Origin of the sequence: Fluviicola sp. (assembly GCF_030151805.1) — a bacterium.
Lineage (GTDB): Bacteria > Bacteroidota > Bacteroidia > Flavobacteriales_D > Crocinitomicaceae > Fluviicola.
This window is the reverse complement of record NZ_JASLCN010000012.1, coordinates 1-10,601: the sequence shown is the minus strand read 5'-3', so window position 1 is coordinate 10,601 and position 10,601 is coordinate 1. Positions and strand designations below refer to the sequence as shown.

At 41.3% G+C, this 10,601-nt stretch carries 10 protein-coding genes; 5 read left to right on the top strand and 5 right to left on the bottom strand.

All coding sequences use genetic code 11. From position 1 onward, the window contains the following. The first annotated feature begins 222 nt into the window (after positions 1 to 222). The 4 genes from Q1V93_RS00405 to Q1V93_RS00390 are packed head-to-tail and all read left to right on the top strand — an operon-like array spanning position 223 to position 4,779. Entirely contained in the window at positions 223 to 828 is a 606-nt protein-coding gene (locus Q1V93_RS00405; protein ID WP_300659896.1) for a TetR family transcriptional regulator, read from the top strand. Positions 829 to 838: 10 nt separating this feature from the next. Further along, the gene (locus tag Q1V93_RS00400; RefSeq protein ID WP_300659893.1) at positions 839 to 2,098 is read left to right on the top strand and encodes a TolC family protein; all 1,260 of its coding nucleotides are present in this window, start codon (positions 839 to 841) and stop codon (positions 2,096 to 2,098) included. Between the two features lie 54 nt (positions 2,099 to 2,152). Next, positions 2,153 to 3,199 carry an HlyD family secretion protein gene (locus Q1V93_RS00395; protein ID WP_300659890.1) on the top strand — a complete coding sequence of 349 codons (1,047 nt, stop codon included), beginning with the start codon at positions 2,153 to 2,155 and terminating at the stop codon, positions 3,197 to 3,199. A gap of 2 nt (positions 3,200 to 3,201) precedes the next feature. Further along, on the top strand, positions 3,202 to 4,779 hold the full coding sequence (locus Q1V93_RS00390; RefSeq protein WP_300659887.1) for a DHA2 family efflux MFS transporter permease subunit: 1,578 nt from the start codon (positions 3,202 to 3,204) through the stop codon (positions 4,777 to 4,779). A gap of 204 nt (positions 4,780 to 4,983) precedes the next feature. Here the strand turns inward: Q1V93_RS00390 and Q1V93_RS00385 are convergent, their stop codons facing one another. From Q1V93_RS00385 to Q1V93_RS00365, 5 genes are all read right to left on the bottom strand, one after another. Continuing rightward, positions 4,984 to 5,883 (bottom strand): cation diffusion facilitator family transporter, encoded by a 900-nt coding sequence (locus Q1V93_RS00385; RefSeq protein ID WP_300659884.1) that lies wholly within the window; start codon positions 5,881 to 5,883, stop codon positions 4,984 to 4,986. Between the two features lie 15 nt (positions 5,884 to 5,898). Further along, positions 5,899 to 6,459, bottom strand: coding sequence for a sugar O-acetyltransferase (locus Q1V93_RS00380; RefSeq protein WP_300659882.1), 561 nt, complete (start codon positions 6,457 to 6,459; stop codon positions 5,899 to 5,901). 102 nt (positions 6,460 to 6,561) lie between these two features. Further along, positions 6,562 to 7,644, bottom strand: coding sequence for an acyl-CoA desaturase (locus Q1V93_RS00375; protein ID WP_300659879.1), 1,083 nt, complete (start codon positions 7,642 to 7,644; stop codon positions 6,562 to 6,564). Positions 7,645 to 7,842: 198 nt separating this feature from the next. Further along, on the bottom strand, positions 7,843 to 8,289 hold the full coding sequence (locus Q1V93_RS00370; RefSeq protein WP_300659876.1) for a hypothetical protein: 447 nt from the start codon (positions 8,287 to 8,289) through the stop codon (positions 7,843 to 7,845). A gap of 23 nt (positions 8,290 to 8,312) precedes the next feature. Continuing rightward, entirely contained in the window at positions 8,313 to 9,593 is a 1,281-nt protein-coding gene (locus tag Q1V93_RS00365; RefSeq protein ID WP_300659873.1) for a cellulase family glycosylhydrolase, read from the bottom strand. Between the two features lie 105 nt (positions 9,594 to 9,698). On the opposite strand from Q1V93_RS00365, the gene Q1V93_RS00360 reads away from it, so the two are divergent. Then, positions 9,699 to 10,601 (top strand): two-component regulator propeller domain-containing protein (locus Q1V93_RS00360; protein ID WP_300659870.1); only part of this gene is annotated, 903 nt, incomplete at its 3' end.

Genomic DNA, 10,601 nt, shown 5'->3' with positions numbered 1-10,601 from the left:
ATTGAACTCAGAGAGTTCAATCAGTTAATAACACGTGATAATCCTGCGGAGTTTTTGAGACAGCCACTATAAAAAACAAAAAATATTCTTCCTCGTTCTTTGTCATTCCTACCCGATAGTGAATTAATAACATTTTTTTTCAATCAAAAATTGCAAAATGAAAATGAACATTGTAATTTTGCGAAAAAGTTTAACCATTTAGTTAAACCTTATAATTAAACTATGGGATTAAAAGATTCAACGACGGAAGAAAAGATCCTGGAAGCAGCTAAAGAGGTTTTCATGAAGTACGGTCTTTATGGTGCCCGCATGCAGGATATTGCAAACACAGCGGGAATTAATAAGGCCTTACTGCATTATTATTTCAGAAGCAAGGAAAGGCTTTTCGATTCGGTTTTTGAAAAAGCACTGGAGAAATATTTCGCTCAAATGACTGTCATCGGAAATAAATCACTTCCGCTCAAGGAGCGTTTGATGCAGTATGTCGATAATATCTTCACCTTTTTCAGCGAATATCCTCAAATGTCCATGTTCATCATCAAGGAGATTTCCATCAACCCTCAAATGTTTCACGAAAAAGTGAAGACTCTCAAGCATCCCAAGTCGTTGCTGATTCCAATTCTTCAGGAAGCCATTGAGAAAAAGGAAATTCCCCCGATGGATCCGGTCATGTTCATGGTCAATCTGCATTCACTTTGTGCTTATCCTTTTTTAGCCTCTCCGCTCTACAGAGTCGTGCTGAAAAGTAACGGATATGATTGGGATGATGATTCTAAAAACAGAATCAAAGAATCCGTCAAAGAATTTATTTCCTTCAAATTTCAATAAATACACAATTATGCGCAAATTACTGACAGTACTAAGTTTTGCTTCCGTCGGAATAGGGTTCTCGCAAACCTCCATTTCGCTGGATTCCTGCATTTCCTGGTCAAAGAAAAACTATCCTCTCATCAAACAAAACGAAGTTACATTACAGCAGACGGAACAAAATGAAAAGGCGATCCGCGAAAACTGGTTGCCGAAACTTTCGTTCATGGGGCAAGCAACTTACAACACGGAAGTCGTGCAATTCAACTTCCCGGGAATGGATTTGAAATTCCCGCACGATGCTTACATGACTTCATTGAGTTTGGAGCAAACCATTATTGACGGAGGACAAACGAAATCTCAGCATACCGTTGAAAAGTTAAGTTCGGAACTGACGATTCAGCAAAATGAGGTGGAACTCTACAAATTGGTTGAACGTGTCAATCAATTATATGTCAATATTTTACTTGGTCGCGAGAACTTAAGCATTCTGGAGCTTTACAAAGAAGACCTGAGCAACCGTGCGGCAAATATGAAAGCGGGTGTTGACAACGGGTTGGTTCTTGCAAGCTCCCTGGATGAATTGGAAGCGGAAATTCTGAAAACAGATCAGAACATCATCGATTCGAAGTTCCAGTTGGACGGTCTTTACAAAACATTGACTTTGTTTACAGGAAAACCCATTGATCAATCAACCGTTCTTTCGGAAACTCCGATCGGCGGAACGGCTGCACGTATTGAGATTCAACGTCCGGAAATGAAAATTTTTGATCTTCAATCGAAATTATTGGATGCGCGTTTCAAGCAAATCAATGTAAACGCTATTCCGAAAGTAACTGTAGGAGCTGCCGGAAACTACGGTCGTCCCGGTCCGAACTTCATCAACCAGGAACTTCGCTTTTTCGGAAGTGCAAACCTGACTATCCGTTGGAACATCAGTTCACTTTACGGATTGAAAAGAGAAAAAACAAAAGTTGAATTGAACAAGAGTCTGATTGACATTCAAAAGGAAGCATTCTTGTTCAACATCGAATCTTCCTTGAATACGCAAACGGCTCAATTAAGTGCATTGGCTCAGATGATCGAAAAAGACGATATCATCATTGAGAAAAGACACAGCGTAACCACAACCGCTACATCACAAATGGAAAATGGCAAGATCACAGTTGTTAATTACTTATCTCAACTAAACGCTGAACTTCAGGCAAAACTCAACAAGAAAGTTCACGAAATCAAACGTATGAATGCCATTTCAACAATCAACGCAACATCAGGTTCAATCAAATTTTAAGAAACACAAATGGAAAAGACAAAACAAAAAAAAGAAAAAGGTTCCTCTAAAAAAATGAAGTTCATTGTTGGAGGTATTGTACTTGTAGTTATCGTGGGAATCGTCGTTTTCATGATGGGTGGAAATACAGAGTCAACGGATAACGCTCAGTTGGATGCAAACATCATTCCTGTTCGTGCGGCTATCACGGGATACGTGAAAGAAGTCTTGTTTGAAGATAACCAGGAAGTGAAAAAAGGTCAGTTGCTCGTTACAATTGATGATACAGAATACAAAGCGAAAGTAGCTCAGGCAGAAGCGGCATTGGAAAATGCAAAAGCAAACCTGAATGCGGTAAAAAGCAACGCAACAGCTTCCAATCAAAATGCAAGTGCGGCAATCTTCTCCACTGAAACAACTCAGGAAAGCATCAATTCCGCAAAAGCGAAATTGAACAAGGCAATAGAAGATAACAAACGCACTAAAAACATGTTTGCTGCGAAAGCTTCCACTCAGGCGGAATTGGACAACAGCAACGCTGAATTGGAAGTTGCGCAGGCTCAATATGATTCTGCCCTGAAACAATTGAAAGTATCTCAATCTCAATCTGCAGGTGTACGATCTCAGGCTTTGGGACAACAATCCATGATTTCTTTGGCTGAAGCAATGATTCGTCAGCGTGAAGCAGAATTAAAACTGGCATTGACGCAATTGGATTATGCAACAATCGAAGCTCCGTGTGATGGTGTTGTTTCCAAAAGAAGTATTGAAGTAGGACAATATGTTTCTACAGGTCAGTCTGTTTGTTCTGCGATTGATAATTCAAGTCTTTGGGTAACTGCAAACTTCAAGGAAACACAATTGGAAAACATGAAAATCGGTCAGCCGGTTGAAATCCATGTAGACGCATATCCTCACATTAAACTGAATGGTAAGTTGAATTCATTTGTTGGAGCAACAGGAGCAAAATTCTCTTTGCTGCCTCCTGACAATGCAACCGGAAACTTTGTGAAAATCGTTCAGCGTGTTCCTGTAAAAATCACGATCGACCATTTGACTAAAGAAGAGATTAAGATTCTTTTCCCGGGGTTGAGTGCGCACGTATCAGTAAAAGTTAAGTAATTGTGGAAACTTCTGCTTTAAAAACACCCATCGTATATCCGACGGGAGCGGAAAAGTGGATTTTAGTCATTACGGCAATCAGTTGTGCCATCTTAGAGCTTCTCGATACAACCATTGTAAACGTTTCATTACGTGAGATCAGTGGTAACGTCGGAGCAACAACAACTGAAATTGCCTGGGTGGTAACAGCATATGCCATCTCCAATGTGATTATTATTCCGCTTACGAGTATGCTCAGCGACTTTTTCGGTCGTCGAAATTACTTCACCGGCTCCGTTGTGATCTTTACGGTAGCGTCCCTGATGTGTGGTTTATCCACCAATCTCTGGACCTTAGTTTTCTGGCGTTTTATACAAGGTTTAGGTGGTGGTGGTTTGCTTTCAACAGCACAATCCATTATCATCGGAGCTTTTCCGCCGGAAAAAATCTCTGTAGCAAATGCTATTTTCGGAATGGGACTCATTCTCGGACCAACCTTCGGACCGACTCTTGGTGGGTACATTACCGATAACTTCTCCTGGCACTGGATTTTCTTCGTGAACATTCCAATTGGTATCGTAGCAACGATCCTAAGTTATACGTACGTCACCAACCGACCCGGGGCCGTCAAACCCAAGCGGATTGACTGGTGGGGGATTTTGTTCCTGGTTGTCTCTATCGGTTCGATCCAGTATGTATTGGAAGAAGGAACTGCCGAAGACTGGTTTGAAAGTCATGAAATCACAGCAATGACGATTGTTGGTCTGGGAAGTTTGGCTGCTTTTATCATCCGGGAATTAAGCATCGACTATCCGGCGGTAAATATCCGCTTGTATAAAAATTACAACATGATCATGGGTTCGATTATGAACTTCATGCTCGGATTGATGCTTTTCGGAACAGTCTTTATCTTCCCGCTGTTTGTGCAGATTTCCCTGGGCTGGACAGCCACACAGACCGGGATGTTTATGATTCCTGGAGCACTCTGTACGGCCGTCGCCATGCCATTGGTTGCCAAATTACTGGGATCGGGCATGAATCCGAAAACAGTGATCCTGATGGGAATTACCATGACCTTCACCTTTGTGATGATGCTGGCTTTCTCTTCACCGGATTCATCGGAAGGGAACTTTTATCTTCCGTTCATTCTACGTGGTTTCGGAATGGCTTTCATGATGTCTCCGATTCTGTCATTGGCAGTTTCAGGACTGAATCCGAAAGACATGCCTCAGGCAATCGGGTTGGCAAACATGATCCGTCAGTTGGGTGGATCTGTGGGAATTGCCCTGATTAACGTGTATCTGACGAATGCAAATGCAGTTGTAAGAGGAAACATGATTGGGTACATCAACCAATACAGTGATGCGGCAACGGAACGGATTCAGCTATTTACACAGAACTTTTTGTCGAAAGGATACTCTTCGACAGAAGCCCAGGAAATGGCTAACAGAACAATTGATGGTTTAATGACCAAGCAGCAAATGATCGTGAGCTACAACCACGGATTCTTCATGGTTGCCAGTTTGATCTTAATCTGTGTTCCGGTAGTATTCCTGATCCGTTATAAAAAAGGATCCAAAGCAGTCATTGCCGATCATTAAGATTTTTGAATTACACCCCTACTGAAACCTTCTTTTTCGGAACAGCAATCTGTTTGGAGAAAGAAGGTTTTTGGTTTTATTTAATTTCCCTTTTGAAAAGTAAAGGTTGCTCCGGAAATTAAAGAGACAGATCATAGAATTCTCTTTTTGAAAGGGGAACACCGGTTTTCCTTCGAGAATTCAGCGCAGGATTTTCAAGACCCATCAACAAGACCCCGTTTTACAATCTTCCCGCTCAGTCTCTAATGTAACGTGTTGGATATTCTGATGCTCCAGCAAATGCCGGATTTCATGTTTCAATTCCGGTTCCTGTTCAGAAGTGATTGACTGATCCAGGATCAAATGAGCTGTCATAGCGTTTTCCGTGGAACTGAGAGGCCAGATGTGTACATGATGAACTTCTTTCACTCCTTCTACTTTCTGAATGAGAGAAACCACTTCTTCCAGACGAATATTACTCGGAACTCCATCCAATGACAGCCGCAGACTTTCTTTCATCAGTTTCCAGGTGCTCACGAGGATAATTGCAGCGATGATGAGACTGAATACACTGTCGAGCCAATACAAATGCGTATAGTAAATGACAATTCCACCCACGACCAGTCCTGCGGAAACCAGCGCATCACTGACCAAATGCAGGTAAGCACTTTTCACGTTGATATCCTGTTCTTTGTTGCGCAAAAACAACAAGGCCGTACCAAAATTGATAATAATTCCGATTCCGGCGATGATGGAAACAGACAAACCCGGAACTTCCTGCGGACGGAAAAAACGGTCGATGGCTCCATAAACAATGGCTCCGATCGTTACTAAAAGAAGCATGGAATTGAACAAAGCCACCAAAACAGTCGTTTTCCGGTAACCGTAAGTATATTGATTGGTCGACTTTATTTTCATCAGCTTGAAGGCAAGCAAGGATAGTGCAAGCGTTCCGACATCGGTGAGATTGTGTCCCGCATCAGATAAAACGGAAAGAGAATCAATTGCAATCCCGACAACTGCTTCAATGACCACAAACAAAAGATTGAGGGTAATTCCCACAACAAAGGCCGTGTTGACCTTTTTTAAAACAACTTCGTGATGATGTGAGTGGTCATGTCCCATACTTTTAGCTTTTAGTTACTCATCAATCTTTTTGATCACTTTACAAGGGTTTCCAACGGCAATAACATTCTCCGGAATACTTTTGTTCACAACGCTTCCTGCTCCGATAATCGAATTATCACCGATCGAAACTCCCGGCAGAACAATAACATTTCCTCCGATCCACACATTGTTTCCAACAGTAATCGGGTAAGCATATTCCAATCCTTTATTTCTTTCCTTCACATGAACCGGATGACCCGCAGTGTAAAAACCACAATTCGGCGCAATAAAGACATGGTCTCCAAAAGTCACTTTCGCAGCGTCGAGGATGATCATGTTGTGATTGCTGTAAAAGTGCTCCCCGATTTCGATGTTGTAGCCATAATCGCACAGGAACGGTTGTTCGATCAGAAAATGCGCTTTTGCTACTCCAACTATTTCCCGGATTTTCTGATTTCTTCCTTCCAGATCAGAGCTTTTTAATAAGTTGTATTCCTGACACAAATCCTTGCAGGCAATCCGCTCCTGAATCAATTCTTCATCATAGTTTGCGTTGTACATCAAACCCTCCGCACATTTTTCTTTTTCTGTCATAAAAACACTCTTATCTGAAGGATACGTTTTAAAGTTAAAACAAAAAAGGACGCAATGTATTGCGTCCTCTTCTTCCTTTTTATTATTTTTTATCGAAAGCTTTTAAGCCCTCCCCAATTGTTTTAACAATCTCAAATGATTGAAAATTGCGGCACCGAATGTTTTGTGATAATTGTATTGAATTCCGTATTCCTGGGCAGTCTTTTTTACAATTTTCGAGATTTTCGGATAATGTACATGTGAGATGTCCGGGAACAAATGGTGTTCAATCTGATAGTTCAAACCTCCTACATACCATGTCAATAATGGATTCCAGTTCTCGAAATTCGCAGTTGTCATCATTTGATGCTTTGCCCATGAAATATCGTCGTTTTTCTCCGTGTAACCATCTTTGGTCATGAATTCTGTTTCAGGCATTACGTGTGCTACCTGGAATACAAAAGCCAGTATAATTCCACAAATGAAATGCATCACAAAGAATCCAAGAAGCACCTGCCACCAGGTTACATCCATAACCAATAACGGAACGGCGATTACATAAGCATAATAGAGGATTTTCGAGAAAATCAATTGTGTCATTGCTTTTTTGAACGTCGTATTCTGAGCTTGCAACAAACCTTCCTTACTATAACGGATCAATTGCATAAAGTCCTTATTGGTCATCCACGACAAAGTCATAAATCCGTAAAAGAACCAGGCATAATACACCTGAAAACGGTGTACTTTTTTACGCGGCATGTTTGGAGAAAAACGAAGCAATCCAATTGAATCGATGTCTTCATCCATATCATGTACATTTGTAAAACTGTGGTGTAATACGTTGTGCTGAATACGCCAGTTCAGGTTAAATCCACCGAGAATTTCCATGGAAAAACTCATGATTTTATTCAGCCATTTGTATTTTGAGAATGCTCCGTGATTTGCATCATGCATAATAGAAAGTCCGATTCCGGCCATCCCGACACCCATGATCATGGTCATGAAGAACATCAGCCAATGATTTTCGATTACACCAAAAATCATCAGGAAATATGGAAGGAGGAATAAAGAGAACATCAACGGAACTTTCAATAAAATTCGCCAGTTGCCATAACGCTTCAGATTATTTCTCTTGAGATATTCATCTACTTGCTGGGAGAGTTTCTTAGTAAAGTCGTCACTTCTCGTGAGTCGTATGTATTGCATAGTTTTATTGCGCAAATGGTATTTATTTGCATGCACAAAGGTATTCATAGTTTCAATTCAAAATAGCCAAAAAAGGCGAAATGAGAAGATTTAACAGCCAAAAGAAGTTAATCACCTGAATTTAAACTGTTTACCTGTCGTTTCAATTTGACGTAATGAATTGAATTCCTATAGTGCAAAATGCCGTAATTCTTTCCTTTACTTTTTAGCCAGGTAAAACAAACCGCCTACACTCCCGTTGCTATTATACCATTTTCCGTTTATGGCATGCATTTTCGAATCCACAGCTGCCCGGACAAAATAGCTTTCTCCTGGTCCATAAGTATAATTCACAACAATGGTATTATTTGTGGAATAAACCCATGTTCCAGTCGCTGTGCTACCATTCGTCGAATCTGCCAGCAGCGTATTATACACATTCGCAGTTCCGTTTGATTTTAAAATCATGGAATAGCCGTAACCCGGGCTATAGAAAGAAGTATCTCCCGAAGGAGAAACGGTTCTTCCGCCGTAATAGCCTTCCCAATTTCCTGTTAAAGACGGCGCAGCTTCCACTTCTACCGTATTCGTTTTGATGACTTCCTTTTTTTTGCAGGAAGTAAAGGCAAAAAATGTAATTGCCAGAAAAATCAATCCTTTTTTCATGTTGTTTATGGTTTTCAAATGAATTACCGAACGATAAAACGGGATACTGCTTCTCCTTCTGCGCTTTGAAGTTTCAGAAGGTAAACTCCCGGTAAGGAAGGAATTTGATAGTTGGAATTTCCAAGATTGTTTAGCATGACTTTATTTCCCAACAGATCATAGCAGCTCACTTCAAATTCCTGTTGATCCGCTTTCAAACTGAATGTTCCGTTATTCGGGTTGGGATATACATGTATCCGGGACAAAACTGTTTCATTAACCAACGCTGTGGAACATCCTCCGTTGACCAAAAATTCGCTTTTCGCTGCAGGACGGGTACTCAATCCATAATCCGGATTGTTGATCAGATCATTTCCGTAGGTTGTCAATGATGCAAAGGTTCCGTTTGTCGACATCTGTCTTTGTGAACAAATATCCCGGTCCCAGCTCCAGGCAAGCCAATTGATTTTATTTGCTTCGCAATAACGCAGCAAGGGTTTGTAATTGAGCGTATACTGACACATGGTTTGATCGTCTTGTTGATTTGCAACTTCTCCCAAAACAAACGGAATGTGATCTGCCAATACCGCATTTACTTTATTCGCCATTTGTGTGCTGTCGTTATTCGCATAAGCATACCAATAGGCGTGTGCACTGAAAATCAGGTTGTGTTTCGGATCCGTACTTATCAGATTTGCTGCCGTACTGGAAGTAATAAACACGTCCGAATTCTGTCCGCAATCCGGAGCATCAATCAGGATAGGATAGTTGAATCCAGTAACATTTCGCAGGTTGCTGATAATGGTTTGGTACGTGCTGGTATACGTTGCAAGCGCTGCTGTCGGATTTCCGGTCCAGTTCACATACAACGCTTCATTAGCGATATTGACGATGATACTTTCTTTGTATCTGTTCAGAATAGGAATCACACTGTTATTTGTCCACCAGGCAGCACCCGAAATCAGTTCATTCGGATCATTTTCACAGGTGAAATCGTGTAATTCCAGAATCACGATCAGTTTGTTCTGAACACATTTGCTGATAATACTGTCTAATGCCACATAATCATAATAGACATTTGCTCCGGGATTACTCCAATACCAGGGCATCCGAACGGCATTTGCTCCTGTTTGGGCTATTTCTGCAATTCGTTGATCATTGATCTCATTTCCCCAGTTGTAGGGTGCGTAATTAATTCCTTTCAAATGCAGCGTATCGCCGCAAGGACCCAAAATATATTTTCCGTCCGTATGAATGTAATCCGTTTGAGCCGATAGCTTGCAAAACGTGAAAACACCGATTATCATTAGTAATATTTGTCTCATTTTGTTGATTTTAAACTAAGGCAAACATACGTCCCTTCTTCCTGCAAACAATCACCAATTCAGGTGATTTTTGACTCGGTCATTATTCCGTATCTTTGAATATCAATGAAGTACTTCGCTCTGATTTGTTTGCTGTTATGGTTTCATTCCGTTTTCGGACAGGAGCGTACCACGTCATTGCTTTTCGAGCATGCCGTTTTTCAAAATTATTCCATGAAAGATGGCCTTACTTCAAACTATTGCTACGATGTGCTCCAGGATAAAAAAGGAACAATCTGGATTGCAACACTCAATGGTTTGAATCGGTTTAACGGCAATCGTTGGGAAACTTTTCAGCAGCAAACGGAAATCAAACACAAGCGGCTTCCCGCCAATTGGGTGATCGACATGGACGAAGAAGCGGACAAAGGAATCTGGATCAATACGGATCGCGGAATTGCTTTTTATGATTTTGCAGGAGATTCGATTCAACGGTTTTCTCAACCGGTCAAAGGATGGGGGAAAATTGCCGTACTTGGTTCCAACCAAATCCTTGTTTCTTCCTGGACCGGACTGGAAATTTTTCAAAAGAAGAAAAATCAGCTGCAACCGCTCCGAAAATTTCCGGAAACGAGTGGTAATTCATTTCCGTTGCTTTACCGAAGTCCGGATGGAACGGTCTGGACTTGTCCGGAAGATCATCCTTCCTTAATCCGTTGGAACCCGCTTACCCGAAAATTGTCTTATGTGCGCCAATTGACTTTTCGGGGCAAAAAAATAAGCCCGGTGATCAAAGGGATTTTCCAGTTAAATTCGAAGCAACTCCTTCTTGCAACACGGCAAAACGGATTGTTGGTCTACACCATCGAATCCGATCGGGTGGAAGCATTCTTTCCGAATGAATTTCCGGATAAAACCCACTATTCTCAACTCACCCGCTACCACATTGGCGGAGAACGATTTTTAATCATCGGAACGCAATCGGAAGGTTTGATCGTTTGGAATGAACGGACTCACAAGCGTTCTGCC

Bases quoted from the DNA above. Each gene is read 5' to 3' on its own strand.
- Q1V93_RS00405 (WP_300659896.1), top strand. From the start codon at position 223: ATGGGATTAAAAGATTCAACGACGGAAGAAAAGATCCTGGAAGCAGCT.
- Q1V93_RS00400 (WP_300659893.1), top strand. From the start codon at position 839: ATGCGCAAATTACTGACAGTACTAAGTTTTGCTTCCGTCGGAATAGGG.
- Q1V93_RS00395 (WP_300659890.1), top strand. From the start codon at position 2,153: ATGAAGTTCATTGTTGGAGGTATTGTACTTGTAGTTATCGTGGGAATC.
- Q1V93_RS00385 (WP_300659884.1), bottom strand. From the start codon at position 5,883: ATGGGACATGACCACTCACATCATCACGAAGTTGTTTTAAAAAAGGTC.
- Q1V93_RS00380 (WP_300659882.1), bottom strand. From the start codon at position 6,459: ATGACAGAAAAAGAAAAATGTGCGGAGGGTTTGATGTACAACGCAAAC.
- Q1V93_RS00375 (WP_300659879.1), bottom strand. From the start codon at position 7,644: ATGCAATACATACGACTCACGAGAAGTGACGACTTTACTAAGAAACTC.
- Q1V93_RS00370 (WP_300659876.1), bottom strand. From the start codon at position 8,289: ATGAAAAAAGGATTGATTTTTCTGGCAATTACATTTTTTGCCTTTACT.
- Q1V93_RS00365 (WP_300659873.1), bottom strand. From the start codon at position 9,593: ATGAGACAAATATTACTAATGATAATCGGTGTTTTCACGTTTTGCAAG.